Source organism: Ruminococcus sp. RTP21198st1_G1_RTP21198_201120 (assembly GCF_040924265.1).
GTDB lineage: Bacteria > Bacillota > Clostridia > Oscillospirales > Ruminococcaceae > Hominimerdicola > Hominimerdicola aceti.
The window spans coordinates 85,142-100,307 of record NZ_JBCOMH010000005.1 but is presented as its reverse complement, the minus strand read 5'-3'; the positions used below and the strand labels follow the sequence as shown (position 1 = coordinate 100,307).

The 15,166-nt window shown below is 39.4% G+C and carries 14 protein-coding genes; 4 read left to right on the top strand and 10 right to left on the bottom strand.

Annotated elements, in window-relative coordinates:
• Positions 1-223: 223 nt before the first annotated feature.
• From AB5627_RS04660 to AB5627_RS04650, 3 genes are read right to left on the bottom strand one after another with little or no spacing between them, the layout of a single operon-like run.
• Positions 224-1,339 carry a hypothetical protein gene (locus AB5627_RS04660; protein ID WP_022287936.1) on the bottom strand — a complete coding sequence of 372 codons (1,116 nt, stop codon included), beginning with the start codon at positions 1,337-1,339 and terminating at the stop codon, positions 224-226.
• 13 nt (positions 1,340-1,352) lie between these two features.
• Positions 1,353-2,519, bottom strand: a complete 1,167-nt coding sequence (locus tag AB5627_RS04655; RefSeq protein ID WP_302837712.1) for a GTPase — start codon at positions 2,517-2,519, stop codon at positions 1,353-1,355.
• Complete coding sequence (locus tag AB5627_RS04650; RefSeq protein ID WP_022287938.1) at positions 2,519-3,772, bottom strand: GTPase; 1,254 nt, start codon at positions 3,770-3,772, stop codon at positions 2,519-2,521. Before AB5627_RS04650 ends, AB5627_RS04655 begins: the two co-directional genes overlap by 1 nt.
• Positions 3,773-4,107: 335 nt before the next feature.
• On the opposite strand from AB5627_RS04650, the gene AB5627_RS04645 reads away from it, so the two are divergent.
• Positions 4,108-4,428, top strand: a complete 321-nt coding sequence (locus AB5627_RS04645) for a helix-turn-helix domain-containing protein (RefSeq protein WP_118054467.1) — start codon at positions 4,108-4,110, stop codon at positions 4,426-4,428.
• Positions 4,429-4,571: 143 nt separating this feature from the next.
• Here AB5627_RS04645 and AB5627_RS04640 read toward each other — a convergent pair whose 3' ends face one another.
• Genes AB5627_RS04640 through AB5627_RS04630 form a run of 3 tightly spaced genes read right to left on the bottom strand, consistent with a single transcriptional unit; the run spans position 4,572 to position 6,956 of the window.
• Positions 4,572-4,889, bottom strand: coding sequence for a DUF960 domain-containing protein (locus tag AB5627_RS04640; RefSeq protein WP_265290699.1), 318 nt, complete (start codon positions 4,887-4,889; stop codon positions 4,572-4,574).
• A 10-nt stretch (positions 4,890-4,899) separates the two neighbouring features.
• Positions 4,900-5,841, bottom strand: coding sequence for a glucosamine--fructose-6-phosphate aminotransferase (locus AB5627_RS04635; protein ID WP_368369697.1), 942 nt, complete (start codon positions 5,839-5,841; stop codon positions 4,900-4,902).
• A 2-nt stretch (positions 5,842-5,843) separates the two neighbouring features.
• Complete coding sequence (locus AB5627_RS04630) at positions 5,844-6,956, bottom strand: amidoligase family protein (protein WP_368369696.1); 1,113 nt, start codon at positions 6,954-6,956, stop codon at positions 5,844-5,846.
• A 294-nt stretch (positions 6,957-7,250) separates the two neighbouring features.
• On the opposite strand from AB5627_RS04630, the gene AB5627_RS04625 reads away from it, so the two are divergent.
• Positions 7,251-7,424 (top strand): helix-turn-helix domain-containing protein, encoded by a 174-nt coding sequence (locus tag AB5627_RS04625; RefSeq protein ID WP_368369695.1) that lies wholly within the window; start codon positions 7,251-7,253, stop codon positions 7,422-7,424.
• Positions 7,425-7,530: 106 nt separating this feature from the next.
• Here AB5627_RS04625 and AB5627_RS04620 read toward each other — a convergent pair whose 3' ends face one another.
• From AB5627_RS04620 to AB5627_RS04605, 4 genes are all read right to left on the bottom strand, one after another.
• A complete protein-coding gene (locus tag AB5627_RS04620) occupies positions 7,531-8,187 on the bottom strand; it encodes an RloB family protein (RefSeq protein ID WP_195221035.1) in 657 nt (218 codons plus the stop codon).
• The gene (locus AB5627_RS04615; protein ID WP_195221034.1) at positions 8,187-9,518 is read right to left on the bottom strand and encodes an ATP/GTP-binding protein; all 1,332 of its coding nucleotides are present in this window, start codon (positions 9,516-9,518) and stop codon (positions 8,187-8,189) included. The genes AB5627_RS04620 and AB5627_RS04615 overlap by 1 nt, the downstream gene beginning before the upstream one ends.
• A gap of 141 nt (positions 9,519-9,659) precedes the next feature.
• On the bottom strand, positions 9,660-10,811 hold the full coding sequence (locus AB5627_RS04610; protein WP_195221033.1) for a phage/plasmid replication protein: 1,152 nt from the start codon (positions 10,809-10,811) through the stop codon (positions 9,660-9,662).
• Positions 10,812-11,481: 670 nt separating this feature from the next.
• A complete protein-coding gene (locus AB5627_RS04605; RefSeq protein ID WP_195221032.1) occupies positions 11,482-12,690 on the bottom strand; it encodes a hypothetical protein in 1,209 nt (402 codons plus the stop codon).
• Between the two features lie 269 nt (positions 12,691-12,959).
• Here AB5627_RS04605 and AB5627_RS04600 point away from each other — a divergent pair, with 269 nt between their 5' ends.
• The gene (locus AB5627_RS04600) at positions 12,960-14,783 is read left to right on the top strand and encodes a hypothetical protein (RefSeq protein WP_265290698.1); all 1,824 of its coding nucleotides are present in this window, start codon (positions 12,960-12,962) and stop codon (positions 14,781-14,783) included.
• Positions 14,784-14,910: 127 nt separating this feature from the next.
• The gene (locus AB5627_RS04595) at positions 14,911-15,120 is read left to right on the top strand and encodes an excisionase (RefSeq protein WP_117876691.1); all 210 of its coding nucleotides are present in this window, start codon (positions 14,911-14,913) and stop codon (positions 15,118-15,120) included.
• Positions 15,121-15,166: the final 46 nt, after the last annotated feature.

Genomic DNA, 15,166 nt, shown 5'->3' with positions numbered 1-15,166 from the left:
TTTCACCTCTGTCACAAAGGAACTTCCCATAATATTATACTATCAGAAGTTATATATTCACATCACATTATACCACATTTCCCACAAATAGTCAATCGTTTAGCTGCGTTTTTTATTGCTTTGTAATAAAAAATGAAGTAAAGTCACTAAATTTAAGGTAAAAAAAAGCAGCCTTCCGACTCCTTAAAAAGCCGAAAAGCTGCCATAACAAAATTCAAAAATATCAGCTCAGCGAACTAATATAATACCCTAGTGTACTCTTAGGATTAAGCTCCGAAAGATCAACAGCTACGCCTACTGCCATGCCTAGCCGCTCGCGGTCTGCCTGCGATACGTCGAACTCTATGCCCCACGCGTTGCCGTCTATGTTTATCCACGCCGTCGGGCCGAACGTTCCGCCGTCAAGCGTTGCGCCCTCCAGGCTCGGGCAAATGGCTTTCAGCTCGTTGTACGTCATTCCAACCTGCACGCCCTCGGTGATGTATCCGCCCGGCGTGACGTGTATCGCGTACGGAAAATCAAGCGTGCCGATGTTCTGTATGTCCATGGTGTAAAAGCCTATCTTCGTGTTCGGGTACACGTCGTCGTTCTCCACAGCGATGATGTTTTCCTGCCCCACTGATATAAAATCCATGCTGAAATCGTCGCCCAGTTCGGCAAAAATATCGTCCGCCGTTTCGTAGATAAGGTCGTTCGCATACACCGTGTCGTCGTAAATGTCATACGGCGCAAGCGTGGTCACGGGCTTAGTCGTGGTCGCCTCGGCGGTCGTTGTGGTGGTAGTTTCCGTCGGCTGAGCGGCGCTGTCAGATTTTTCGTCTGCCGAACTTCCGCCAACTTCGATAAGAAAAGTCGCCGAATGTTCGTCACCGTCTGAATCATAATGGCTCTCAGTGATCCTGAAATCGCCCGCATTGTCCACACCAATGCAAGCCTGAGCCTTGCAGGTGCTTCCGATAGGCGCTTCATTTGGGTTTCTCGCAACGTCGCCCGGGTAACTGTAACCCATAACGCCATTGCTGTCTATTATGGTGTCCTCCATGTCGAAGAAAATGCCCTTTGCTATGCCGTCCTCGTCCTCGTAACCGATGTTTGTATATTCGTAGTCCACGATATAGACCGCCGCAGGATTTTCGTCCGCATACTCATTGCGCTCAGCCGTTTCCGTGACGCCTGTAACGGTAAGCGACCACTGCCCGTCAACTGTCCAAGTTTCGCCAATGGTGTAGTAGTCTTTCTTCATGCTTTTTTTGCCACTGCCTGAATCGCTGTCTGAGCAAGCGGTGAGCAGCACCACCGCACCCGCGAGGACTGCTGCTGTTAGTTTTTTTATGGTCATTTGGTGATACCCCCTATATCTTGATCTCGATAGCTAGCAGTTTCTCCTCAGTTTTCTCGACCTCTTCAAGAACCGTGCTTCTCGTTCTTACAATGTACTTGTCAACCGTTTCATGAAGGTCATTTTTGATATCTTTTGCTCTCTTTATGTTTATCTTTATCTCTGCAAAAAGTTTTTTCATAAGCTCTTTGGTAACGTCCTGGTTCATGAATTTCAGTATTTTTCCCGTCGATTCGGCGATCCTTTCCACCTGCTGACTTACTTCTTCTTTGAAAGCCTTTGTTGCGTCAAAAAACATTATCGGGTCGTTCAGCAGTTTTAACGTATCCATACCAAAAACGATCGTGTAATACTCTTTTGACAGCTGCTGATAATAATTATACGCATCGTTAAACTCGCTATTTAGTTTCATTACGGACTTTATAACGAACACGCTGAATTCATTATTTATCTTCTCTTCAAATTCATCCAGCTTATGATGCTTTCGCAGAACAAAGCTTGTACTTGCCACCATATCATGAAGCTTATCGTGCTCGCTGCGAAACATTTCGTTGACGTGCTCTTTTATTTTATACGGCACTTTTACCTTGTAATTGTTCCACAAGTTGCGGATAATGCAGTTTACTACCTCTTTGCGTCCAAACTTCTTTACCTCGCCCGAGATAAGCTTTTTCTCATAGTTGTTTACAAATATCACCGAGTCAGCCGAAACGCCGCCGTCTTCAACTATGCGCCTTTTCATGCGCTCCGCTCTGTCGTCGTTCTCAGATTTGCAGTGGGTTATCACAACGTTTACGTTGTTTTTCTCAGCTATAAGGTTGTTTATTATGCTTATCTCAAAATCTTCCACTCTGTCAGAGTCGGCGCTAAGGCAGTAGATTATGGTGCTGAACCATTCATTGATAGAGTGCTTGTCGTATTCTGCTACCTTTTCGATTATCTGCTTGTGCCATTCGTCCGCTTTATCGGGTTCAAGACCCCAGCTGTCGCATATCGAAAAAGATATTCGGTCGTTATCTTTCAGCTCGAAAGAATATTCGTGCAGGCCCTCCGCCGTTACGGGCTTTCCCGCACCCGTCTCCGCGACCTCTTCGCCAAATATGTAATTCAGCAGACTGCTTTTGCCAACGCCCGATTTGCCGGCTATCAGTATATTAGTTTTTATCTTGTCGCCTTCCATTATTTTCTTGCTCCTTTTTTCGTATCCTTGAACATATCAACTACAGCTTTTACTATTCTCTCTACAATTTTCTGATCCTTGCCCTTGCTGATCTCTTTCATTACCTTTTTCAGATTTTCAACAGTAAAGTAGTCGGAAATTTTGGTGATCATAAGGTCTTTCGAGCCGCCGTTCTCTATGCAGGCTTTAGTGTATTCCTCGCAGATCTTCGTTATCGCAACGCCGAGGGTAGCCGTAACAGTAGTTGCCACTGAAACATTTACCGTGGCTTTCGCCGCGCCGCCGACAAATGGGATCACCGAAAGCAGCTGAGAAGCCAGCGTTTTTCCTATATAAGAAACGAAGCCCGCTCCGGCTAAATTTTTCACAGCGCCCTTCATATCATTATCTATTCCGTAGCAGCTTAAAATATCCATCGCCATTTTTACCTGTATGCCCATAAGCGGTACCGAATCGGAAAGTGGCACGGGTACAAATGATGTAGCCGTAACAATACCTGCGGCTAAAGCCGCGTATTTCGGTATCTTGTGCTTTATCATCATTTCTGCCATTTGACCCTGCGCTTTTTTGAGCGACGGGATAAAGCTTTCTCTGAGGTAATCGTCAAGATTATGATGTGCCCAGCTGTTTATCTCAGATTTCTGCACATACTCGTCGCCAAGATCGCTGTTAGTAGAATAGGTAAACACCTCAACGCCGTTTATCCTATTGCGTTTTCCGGCATCGCCGACAGCGTCCTTTATCTGAGCGACTTCGTTCTCGTCAAGATTATCCACCTTTGTAATAATAACGCACACGGGGATATTTCTCGCCTGTATGTCTTTTATCAGCCTTTCATCGAGATCCATGAAGCGGTTATTTATGCAGTACCAAACCTCGTGGATGTGCATACCCAAATCCGCAGGATAATTATTTTTGCGTTCGTCGATAAGATCTATTATATTTTTGTAAAAAGCGCTGTTTTCCGGCGTAGACGAGCTTTCTACCTCGTAGCCCTCAGTGTCGAACAGGGTAATGCTCTTTGAATGATACTCGTGTATGCCCCTTGTCTGCGGCTTTCCGCTGCTTCCGACAGGCGCGGCGCTATCCTTATCAAACTCGAAGAAGTCGTTTATAAGGCTGCTTTTGCCAACGCCGGTAGCTCCGCACACTATGATATTGATATTTTTTGAAGCATTTTCCTTTACTTCTTCATAGCACTTATCATAGTCAAAGTTTTTTACGTCAAATTTCTTGTTGATGTTTTCGTTCATGTCAAAAACTCCTTTTCCTTATTGATTTGTCAATTATCAGCTATAACTGACATAATAATACGTTTTTGTATGTTAATTATAACACATTCTTTTTCACTTTTGTTAAGCTGGCTGCTTAGTATAACGTTTTCGTAAGATATTTTTTTATTTTAACAAAAAACATGACACAATCCGCTTCTTATACAAATATCGCATTATTTCAAATACTTTACATCATTATATCATATTATTTCACATATTTCAACCCCTTTATAGGAAAAATTCCGACATAATGCATAATGATATAGGATAAAATATTATATATGGGGGTGCAAATAATGTACGAAAACAAATTCATGTATGACAATAATTTTGCTTTGAGGCTCTCAAAACTTCGCACACAGAAAGGTGTTTCCGCAAGGGATATGAGCTTATCTATTGGACAGAACGCAGGGTATATAAACAATATCGAAACAGGAAAAGCCCTGCCCTCTATGACCTCTTTCTTTTATATCTGCGAGTATCTGGACATTACGCCGCAGGAGTTTTTCGATGCCGACGCCGAGCAGCCAAAAGAGCTAAGTAAGCTTATCTCTGACCTGAAAAAGCTCAACAAAAGGCAGCTGGAGAACATTGCTGATATTGTTAACGATCTGGCTAATGGGAATAGGCGGTGAAAGGGGAAAAGGTAAATTTGTACGTCTGCCACATAGACAAGACCGACACTTTGAAGCATGATTATAAGGTAAATAGGTACAGGAGAGGTGAGTTCAGGGCAAAAAAATCACAGCCCCCTCGAAAGCTGTGATTCCTTTTCAACTCAATACTCCTCCGCCAACAGCAGCGTAATATGATCCACATCGTCGATCATATACGCCCTGCCGTTTACCTCCACGTCGGTCGGTATGAAATATTCAAGCTTAGCCTCGGGGCATTCCTGCATATGATAAATGTGCAGGAATTTTTTCTGCCCTTTGACCTCTGTCACTATCTCGAAAATTTGCAGATAATCAAGCTGTCCGCTGACCTTTTCTCGCATTTGCTCTACGGCTGAAAATAACGCCACTTGCAATTCAATAGGGAAGTTTTCTGCCACGCCGCTTGTGACGTATCTGCTTCCGCTGAATGTGTATGCCATAAAATACCTCCTAATAATATTCCCCCACCAGCACCCTAGCCTCCTCGATACACTCCCTCAACATACTCCTGTCGCAAAGCATACCCTCTATCTCTTCATCCGTGTAACCCATATCGTAAAGCAGCATAAGATCTTCCTGCGATACCCCGAACATTCCGCATATATCAAAAAGTTCATCATCGTCATAAGCGGGCTTTCTGTATCCATAATAGTTCCAGCCATAGCAAAATTCGTTCGGTACAAAGCTGCTTTTCTCAAAACGCCCACGCTTGTCAATGCTTATGATCTCGCCTTCCGTGACCTTTATCACTTCAAACGGCAGCTTTTCAAGGAAACTGCCTTTCAGCACGTTCTTCATAATGTCCTCGGTGGACGTGTAAACATACAGTCCTAATTGCTTGTAATGGATAAGGCAAAGCGGATTGTCGCCCTTTGCTATGAAAAGCTTATTCTTGTCGCTAAGTATCGTGAATACGAAAGAGCCTTCTACTGCCTCTGACATCTTTGCTATAGTCTTGAAGTCAAGTCTGCCGTATTTCTCAATAAGCTGTGCGGCAACGTAGCTGTCAGTTTCTATCTTGCTTTTCGGCAGATGTTCAGACTTTGCAAGCTGGCTGTCATTGTAAAGCACACCGTTGTGACATAAAGCAAAAGACCCGTCCGCAGTTTTGCCTGTGAACGGGTGGTTATTGTAAATGTACCTAGCGTCGCCTTGGGTAGTCATTCTCGTATGACCTGTGAAGATAACTGTGTCCTCAGGCACATAAAGCCTTACCTTGTGAGCAGGCTTTGCTCTCTTGAAAACTTTAAGTTCGCCGTGTTTCACATACGCTATGCCCGTTGCGTCCTTGCCCCTTACCTCTGACTCGACGGATAATCTGTTGATAAGTTCTTTCATCTCGCTCCTGCTGAGCGAACGTCTGTAATTCACAAATCCAAATATCGCACACATAGTTAATCCTCCTCACTGACAGGCTCGTTAACATAGAGCCTTTTCTCTTTCAGATACCTGATAAGCTCTGTATATTCAGGCTTTATGCCCAGCACAAAATCCGTCCAGGATTGCTTGTTCAGTTCATCGTCATTAAGGCAAACTGCATTTTCGCATATGCTGTCAACAAGTTCAAGCGTAGCCATAAAGCTGTTGAATTTCAGCGTGCCTCTGAACAATCTTATCTCAACAGTATCAGCATTTGTGATGTTCACACAGGCATATCTGCCCTTAGTGCTTTTCTTTGCCTTTTCAAGTATCTCTTTCGGCTTGTCATTGTAACCGTGTCTTGCCGCCCAGCGGTCAACGCTGTATGCAGTACGCCGTGAGAACTTGAAAAGCTCGTTCCAATGGCTCTCGAAAAAGAACATTATTCGGCTTATGACTTCTTCCTGTTCCTCGTAGGAATATCCAAGCTGCTTTCGGCCTATATGGACGTGAAGTCCGCAGGTAGACGTATTATGCGAACGGTAGCCAAGGGCAATGGCTTTTTTTACTATCTCGTCCCACGGGAATTTCTTTCGATGAAAATCTATTGAACAAGGGTGGCTGACAAGTTCCATTCCCTCGTCCAGTGAGCCGTCAGACTTTATGTAAAGCACTTCATTCTGACTATTAGCTGTATCATATATCTTTTCCGCGTTATCATCGTATCTTCCTGCACCGTCTATCTCCAGTTCAACGCCGTAAAAACGCACGTTGTCTTCTTTCGGCAGTTTGTAGAACACGGGTTTTGGCTTGTAGTAATAATCGTTGATGTAGTCGCCGCTGTCATAGCAATCGTCATAACATTCACGGCAATAGGCATTATCGCCGCGCCAGTACGTATCGTCGGAATGCACGATAGTTTCGCAGTTTGAACAGCGGTAGTAATGATTATCATAGCAATCTGTACAGAGGATAGTATTCTCATCGCTCACGGTATTCTGTTCGATACAGCGTTCGCCGCAATGGTCGCATACCACAGTTTCGTTATCGTAGCAATCCTGACAAAGTATCTCGTTTTCGACTTCATAGCATTCCGCCTCGTCCTCTAAAGCGCAGCCGCAAATGCTGCAATGGGTAAGTTCGCTCATTTTAAAACTCCTTTACAAAATACAAAAATTAAAGGCAGACCCGAGGCCTGCCTATGGTGTTCACTCGTCCTTTTCTGCGATGTAGGTGATGATCTCCTGCGCTATCTCCACCAGCACGCTGCCCACAAGCACGAGTATAACTTTAGCTTTGTTCATCGTAACGCCCTCCTTTCCGCATTTGCGTTACTTCATAAAGATGATGTATATTTGTAAAGATCAAGTTTCCGAAAAGTGCCGTACTAAACCGCAGAACATTAAGATAAACCGATATTTTTTTGAAAGGAATGATAAATTATGTTTGACAATATCCCCGATATACTTACCGCTAAAGAATGTCAGCAGCTTTTAAAGATAGGCAAAAACTCTATGCTTCGTTATCTTAAAACAGGGGAGATAGAGGTTTTCAAGATAGGCAGCAGGTGGAGGATTTACAAGTTTAGTGTTATTGAGTTTTTGAGGAAGAGGTGAAAAAAACAGCCGCCCCTGTACTGTGTTTTTTCAGTACAGGGGCGGGTGATTATCGTATATTCCATATAATCGACACTATTAAGTCAATAATATATGTAAGTTATAGTTATTGAAACAGTTCACAATCTTTAAGTATTTTTTCTATGATCTCCCATATAGCCAAAGACGGATTTTCCTCATAATACTCGTATTTTCTGTGTTTTTTCGGGACATTTACTTCTTCATTTTGTTTCATTATCTGTTTTGATCGTTTTATCGCCGTACGAACATCTTCAAGTGTAAGTTTAGATAAACACTTTTTAAAATTCCTTTCTTGCTTGTATTTATCCATACTCTCAAAATGCTCATTATATGCTCTGTTTATATATTGCAGGTAATTGCTTCTATGAGTTTGTGGCGCTTTCATCTCAGCCTTATGAAGAATGATCCACAAATCAAAAGTCAAATTGCTATATCCAAATTTGTATGTTACTTTTTTACCATGATTTTTAATATCAGCCATTTCATCAATAACTTTTTTTAATTCGGTCGAGTGTTGATGACCATTACTTTCATAATCACATAGATGCCAGATTTCAGTTTGGGTTATTATAGACATACGTTTCACTCGGCGTTGAGGACTTTTTTCAATCTTACTATCCAGTTTTACAGTTATAACAGAGTTAGGATCATTGTTGATGATTTTTTCCAGCCAGTCTAAATACCATTTCTCCGTGTCACCTTCAACGGAAAAATAATACTTGACCTGAGTTTTTCTTTTCATTATGATTTTTCCTCCTTTTCTGAAGCTATGAGTTCCTCGAATATCGGAGTAAAATCAATATCTTTTATTGCTCCATACCTGCTGACAAAGTAATTCTTCATATAGTCCTCACCTTTACGTACTCCATAAGTACCGGAAGTACCAAAGTCAGCTAACGAATAAATTGAACTTGCTTGGTCTTTATTACGCTCAACAAATTTGATCTCATCTCTTCTGAATATATTGCCATTCAAAAAGATTGGATTATGTGTATTGAATATCAGCTGTGCGTGATGAATATTGATTTCATCATTATGAAAGATATTTATTATGTTCATCAATGCCATTGGATGGATAGATGCATCAAATTCATCAACAACAAGTGTTCCACCGGTGTGTATAGCTTTAATGACTAACGGAAAAAGATTTACAAATCGGTAAGTACCATAAGATTCAAATATTTCTGCTGCAATAGCGAAATTCTTTTTGCCTTTTGCATTTTTCATCATAGAGCAAAGTATTGTTTTATTATCTTCTTTGTTATCTACATAGCCAAGTGCATTTGAACCGATACCAAATATTTCAGCCGCCTTGTTAGTGGTCTTATCAATATAGATCGTTTTCTTCTGAGGGTCTGAGAATCGTTTTATCAGCTGCATTGAGTCAGAACGATAAATCACCATGAATTTGTATGAAAACCAATCAACTATGATCTTGACAAGGTCTTTACTGAAAATTAGCTTAAATCCATTAGTCAGAAACAGTTCCTCATCATTAAGGCTGTTAAGAATGATATCTTCAGCAAAATCAGCTCCGAGTCCTTGAGCATATGGCACATAGTCGGAAATATTTGCAAGATTGCCGATCTTAAGACCATCTTCTCTTTGAAAGATCATATGCTGATTTACAAAAAGTGTTTCAGATACGATTTTACGATCGTAGTCCGTATCAAGAAAACTTCCAAGATCAAGTTTCAAAGCATACTCTATCAACAAACCATTTGTCGTAAACTTTATGCAGAATTCGACAGGCTCTGCTTCTTCTGACATATTATTCGGAATAAGCTCAAGCAAAAATGCAGCACGATTAGGCGAGGACTCATCCTCTGAATCACGGATATTTCCTCTTAGTACAATTGCCCTCATAACATCCATAGCTCCTATTATGTTGGTCTTTCCAGAAGCGTTCGGACCATAAATAACAGAAGAACACAAACCCCTGATTTTTTTCTTATTGCAGTTTTCTTCTAAGATGCTATAGTCAAGCTCAGTTTGTTTTGGCTTCTTAGTCATATCCAGTTCAGCCTCATCAATAAATGATTTATAATTTTTTAATTTAAAACTAAGCAACATAAAACCATCTCCATTTTGTAAAATTATCGCAACTTATTTATTATATTATAACGCAATTTAAGGACTTTGTCAATATTATTGCATACGATTTTGCAAGAAATATGCAAAATCAAAGTTTAAAACAACTTTTTATTGCTTTCATTACTCCACTAAAGCTTTCTGAAAAAACACCGACTTACCATACTTCTTTTTAGCCATTAGATATAGTTTAATCTCCTGATCTGTAGGAGGATAAAATCCCAGCAAAGAATCCAAAGACTGAATAAATGGTATTGGTCTGCCCCTCATTGTAATTGGAGAAACACCATAACGCTCATAATGCTTCTTTATATTATTCTGGCGTTTATCGCTAGGGTATACATTATCAAGTGCAGTTTGAAGATCTTCTTTCGGATACTTATCAAGTTCATCAAGCAAAGTGACCATTCTTCTGCACCTTGCCTTTTTATTGCCTGTCTCATCAAAAAGATATTTTATCATCATCTTGCTTTCAAGATGACAAAGGTTAGTAGGAAATTTAAAAAGCCTGTTATAAACGCGGCTTACTGATGACGACATATTTACATAAGCATTTTTCAAAGTCCGTTTTAAATTTTTCTCTAGGAAATGTTGTCTTATATATTTTCTCTTGCACCTAAGTTCTATTCTTAATGTGTCCTTAAAATAATCAACACACTTATTATAATAGCAATTATCAAGTGCAGCCTGATGCTTATTGTATACTACAAATTCAAATCCTTGAGAGTTATTTTCTATATTAAAAGAATTTTCTCTCATAAATGAAGGACAATTTTCCTCAAGAGATTTATTATTAGTATAACCATCATACATAGGTATTCTGTATAGCATCTTATTTACTTCCTTGATAATATTCTCGGGAATGCCATGTACATCTCTTGCGATGTCGAGTCTGCTAAGATTAGATTCATCTATGTCACCTATCTGGAAGTCTGAGTCGATCTTATCCATAATGTCAAACAGTGTCTCTATAGCTTCATCAAATTCATCAGTACTATGTATCTGCTTTGTCAGATCCATATTATATATCAACATATTCATATTAACTATAACTGTAATTAAAAATGGCTTGCTATAATTTTTAATTTCATTATTGGTACATTTTCTTATTTCTAACCTTATTCCATATTGAATATATTCTAAATTTATAAAATTTTGAAATCCTATCCATTTATAATTTTTACTATTAAAATTGCATTTAGAAATTAATTCTTTATATTTTTCTATATCAATAGCTTTTATTAGTTCTATTGTATGAATAAAATAATTACTCAATTTACGCACCGTCCTTTTCGGTTTATTTTAGTTTATTGTTGTCCTAAAATAAAAAATAATTAAATATAGACTAAATTAGATAGAATTATAGGTGTTTTATATCTAGTGGAGATAGATAACATTTATTAAGTTTGACTTTATATGATAAAAATAGCTATAATATAGTTTTTATAAGTAAATACTTATAAATTTTATTTTACTAAGAAAAAAATCCACTCCCTTTTTCTAACAAACAGGGCATGGATTATTAACCTATATATACATATTTTAGCTCTAATTTGAATCTATTCATCGCTATAATATTTATTATATTTTTCGTAAATTTCTCAAATTGACTTTCTGATATAATCTCATTATAATAGACACTTGAAAAAAATTCGAGCCTATGATAAGGGGGAATTTTTATGCAAAGAAAATCACATAAGAAAATGTGAATATATTTGCATTTCACTTTGCCAGTCGTAAAGCAATAAAGATACTTTTAAATGGAAATTATTAGAGTACACATATTATAAAAAGAATAAAACCGCAAGTACAAGCCGTTTTTTTGTATCAACAGCGTAAAACTTGCGGTTTTTAGTTTAGAAATAAATTTCAATGTATTTATAAGGAAATGAGTAGTGTTTGATGTAGCACTAGGTTTATCTCAATCTTGGAGTATGAACGAGATTCATATTTTAGCAACGGACAAAAGCAAACTTATCCGTTCTCCACTTAGCGAGGGACAGGATCCATATAGTGTAGTGTAAACTTCATCAAGGATTTTTTTGTATCTAATTATATTTGCTTTCACACGGCCATTATATGCAGAATATGGTTTATGATTTGGCTTGATCAATTTCACAAACGCTTCAAGCCAATCTTTAAGAGTGATAATGTCATCTTTGATACGTTTAGCATAGTTATTATTGAAAACGAACTGATCGCATCTTTTTAATGCCATAACAAAAAAGCGATGATTATTTTCAAAGTTGTTATTACCTTCAACGCCACAAGTACCGATATGACACGCTCTCAAAAGATCCCGAAGTATGCGGCTCTTCTTCAAACGCTCCAAACTCTCTTGTTCCTCTTCCGAAAGACTGTTCATATCATAAACGAACAGCCTATGCTCTTGCTTTACATTATCCTGCGAAACTGCTTTTTCTTCTTTAACTATCGTGTGTTCAGACGTAACCACCCTTATTTCACGTCCCAGCGGTTCCCATACGTTGCGTCTTAGTTCAGTACCTATTTGGCTTTTTCCATATGTTTCAGTTGAAGTGCCGTACCAATCAACAAGTGTATCACGGCCAATGCGGTTGCTGTCCGAACGCTCACTAATAAGAAAATGCCATACTCCCAGCAGGAAACAATCGGCGGTAAAGTTAAACTGTTTATCGACCATTTCTTTTTTGCTCGTACTTTTGCCGTTCCCGAAAATGTAAAACGCTGTATCGTCGACGATGTCCTTATCATCTCTTATCGCTCTCAGCAGTTCGTCTACCATTTGCCTGCATTTATTTTCATCAATGCAGTACAGAACAAATTCGGTCATAAACGCAAGTGAAGTCGGCGTATCGGACTGTACATCTTCTATAAATGCCGCTTTTATCTCATCTTTTTCCGGCATAAGAAATTTAAAATTAAAGAGTTCCTTTTTGCAATTTATCAGATTGCTGTTCAGGCTCTTCAATGTATCTGCTCGTTCATTATCATCAGTATACCATTTCAAAGTAAGTGCAGAGATAAAATATTTGAAGATAGTTGTCGATATTACAGTATTATTTGCTCCCAAAAATCTTCTTTCTGCTATAGCTTTATCTTTTCTGGTATACCTTGACAAGAGTTTCAAAAAGATACCTAGAGAAAGATACGAACTTTTCTGAGTTTCTTCCATTTGAATGTTTCCTCCTTTTCAACATAAATCAGCGCATATGTACAAGTAGCATAAAAATCGCTCTGAAACTTTGTGAGTATTCACTTGGCGTTAACCCGTTAACATCTTTGCGTTAACGGTTCTTGGTGTGATAAACTCTAAACAGACAGATGATCTGATAGAGATAAAGTACAACAAAAATACTATGTGTCAGCAGCTTTGTAGTGCTTCTATTATATCACTTATTTACAGATATTTCAACTACTACTTGCTTAAAAGGAGAGCTTCTTATGAAAACTTTATTATTAACTCCAAAATTGCCGCAGGAGTATATACTGAAAGACGGCTGTTATTACAACTCAAAAGGCAAGATAACGGAATGGTCGATAACGCAATTAGAGTTTTATTCCACTATCAATACCCAGCACAATTGTACTAAGTACGTCAGATTTCACATCAAGCTTGCTGAGCAGGATAAGACGTATAGTTTCGATTGTCCGCTAGCACTTGCGATAGAGGGAAAGGCTTTAGACATCTTTTTCGACTATCAAATATACGCACTTTGCAGCGACAACCTGTTTTCTAAATTCATATCATCGGTAGTGAAACTGAGCGTATTCGGTCAAACACCGGCAGAGAACTATGCCATAGACCAAGGCTATCTGAAACTGCCAAACGGCAAGATCGTTTTCGGCTTAGGCAACGAAGTAGTCAATGTTTCCGACGAAGACCCTGTTATCTCTGAAAGCACTATAAAGCTAAAGAAAAGCGATAACAGCGGCGACTTTACTTCATATCTTGACAAGCTTATAAATTCATCATCATTCCCGCCGGCGGCATTCATAGCGTCCTTAGTTGCTTATGTCAAGCCGATGTTTGAGAACGAGCTGGACGAATATGGTTTTACCATATACATTTACGCCGATTCAGGGCTTGGCAAAACGGAATTTTCAAAGCTGCTCAGTGATATTTTTGAAGATCACGACAACATCGTTTCATTGTCCAGCGATAAATATGCGATCAAGAAAGCCGCAAAGCTGAAAGATTCATTGATAGTTATCGACGACCTGAATCGCACGGTATCATCGAGGATAAGAAATTCCAACGAAGCAAAGCTCTGCGACTTTATACAAATGAATCAAAGCAGCGGCAACTGCCACTACAAAGACATCGAGGTGAAACTCGACAACATAGCTATCGTCACAGCAGAATATGTCATCAAAAACAACAGCACCATAAACAGGTGTCTGCTAGTCCAGCTTGAAAACGCCTTTGACAGCGATGAACTTACTCTGTTGAAAAAAGAGCACGGAAGGTACATTGCGTTTCTAAAAGACTTCATCTTGTGGCTGTGTCGGAATTATGAAAAAATATCCGATGAATCAGCGTATTACAAAAGCAAGAACGATAATAGCAATATCGGCAATGAAAATAGCGGCAAGCTAAAGCGGATAATGCGTACCTATCAGATACTTTGTATCACGCTGGATATTTTTAAACGCTACCTCAAAGAACAGCACGATCTTTCGGACGAGCATATCAAAGACTTATCTAACATATGCAAGACCTCGATAGAAAACTGTATCAACGACACGATAGACCATTGTTTGACAGATGATAATAAGATAGGCAGAGAATTTATCGACGAGATACTTCTCGGAATATACCAAGAGGACATTGTGTCCGCCGATTTTGCTGAATATTCCAAAGAAGCGAAAAAAGCAAGAAAAAACAAATATCTGCAACGATACGTCTTTTATTTTGACGGCTCTTACCTTTGCGTTGAGGCTGACGTTTTGACAAATTGGCTGAAAACCAGATTAGAGCTTGAGGTAGTGCCCAGCAAGCAAAAAGTGTCGGCGCAGTTAAGATATTATGGCCTGCTCAAAGTTATCGGTGGCGAGTACACATCTACTATTTCAGAGGACAAGAGCAGAAAATATTATCAGCTATACTTGCAGAGATTGAAAGAATGTCAGGCTGAGATCGCCAATATATCGGCAGACGAAGTGCATTATTGGTGGGATGGTTCTTCAAGTTCGTCTGATTATGGCAGTTGGGGAGATAACTCGAACGACTGTTTTGAAAACATAGATGACCAAGAGCCTTATTAACTCCATACTAACTGCAGTTTTCTAAAGAATAGAAAGAAAGTCGAACAACGCCCATAAAAAGGAGCAAAGTCTTATTTTACACTAATACATTATTTTCAAGATACCAAGGAGGTAAGCAATTATGGATATGGTCAGAGAAAGGGAACTCAACGTCCCTATATTTCAAAAGCAAAACCTCACTATCGAGGAAGCCGCCGTTTATTCAAACATCGGTCAGCACAAGCTGAGAGAACTCACGGCGGACGAACGCTGTCCGTTCGTTTTGTGGGTGGGGAACAAAAGGCTTATCAAGCGCAGGCAATTTGACGAGTATATGGCGAGAGCTTATTCTATCTGAATCATATAACCAAAGCTAAATTTCAGCAGAATTTAGATATTCGTTT

Excerpts from the sequence above, each read along its gene's own strand:
- AB5627_RS04660 (WP_022287936.1), bottom strand. The coding sequence starts at position 1,339 with ATGACCATAAAAAAACTAACAGCAGCAGTCCTCGCGGGTGCGGTGGTG.
- AB5627_RS04655 (WP_302837712.1), bottom strand. The coding sequence starts at position 2,519 with ATGGAAGGCGACAAGATAAAAACTAATATACTGATAGCCGGCAAATCG.
- AB5627_RS04650 (WP_022287938.1), bottom strand. The coding sequence starts at position 3,772 with ATGAACGAAAACATCAACAAGAAATTTGACGTAAAAAACTTTGACTAT.
- AB5627_RS04645 (WP_118054467.1), top strand. The coding sequence starts at position 4,108 with ATGTATGACAATAATTTTGCTTTGAGGCTCTCAAAACTTCGCACACAG.
- AB5627_RS04640 (WP_265290699.1), bottom strand. The coding sequence starts at position 4,889 with ATGGCATACACATTCAGCGGAAGCAGATACGTCACAAGCGGCGTGGCA.
- AB5627_RS04635 (WP_368369697.1), bottom strand. The coding sequence starts at position 5,841 with ATGTGTGCGATATTTGGATTTGTGAATTACAGACGTTCGCTCAGCAGG.
- AB5627_RS04630 (WP_368369696.1), bottom strand. The coding sequence starts at position 6,956 with ATGAGCGAACTTACCCATTGCAGCATTTGCGGCTGCGCTTTAGAGGAC.
- AB5627_RS04625 (WP_368369695.1), top strand. The coding sequence starts at position 7,251 with ATGTTTGACAATATCCCCGATATACTTACCGCTAAAGAATGTCAGCAG.
- AB5627_RS04620 (WP_195221035.1), bottom strand. The coding sequence starts at position 8,187 with ATGAAAAGAAAAACTCAGGTCAAGTATTATTTTTCCGTTGAAGGTGAC.
- AB5627_RS04615 (WP_195221034.1), bottom strand. The coding sequence starts at position 9,518 with ATGTTGCTTAGTTTTAAATTAAAAAATTATAAATCATTTATTGATGAG.
- AB5627_RS04605 (WP_195221032.1), bottom strand. The coding sequence starts at position 12,690 with ATGGAAGAAACTCAGAAAAGTTCGTATCTTTCTCTAGGTATCTTTTTG.
- AB5627_RS04600 (WP_265290698.1), top strand. The coding sequence starts at position 12,960 with ATGAAAACTTTATTATTAACTCCAAAATTGCCGCAGGAGTATATACTG.
- AB5627_RS04595 (WP_117876691.1), top strand. The coding sequence starts at position 14,911 with ATGGTCAGAGAAAGGGAACTCAACGTCCCTATATTTCAAAAGCAAAAC.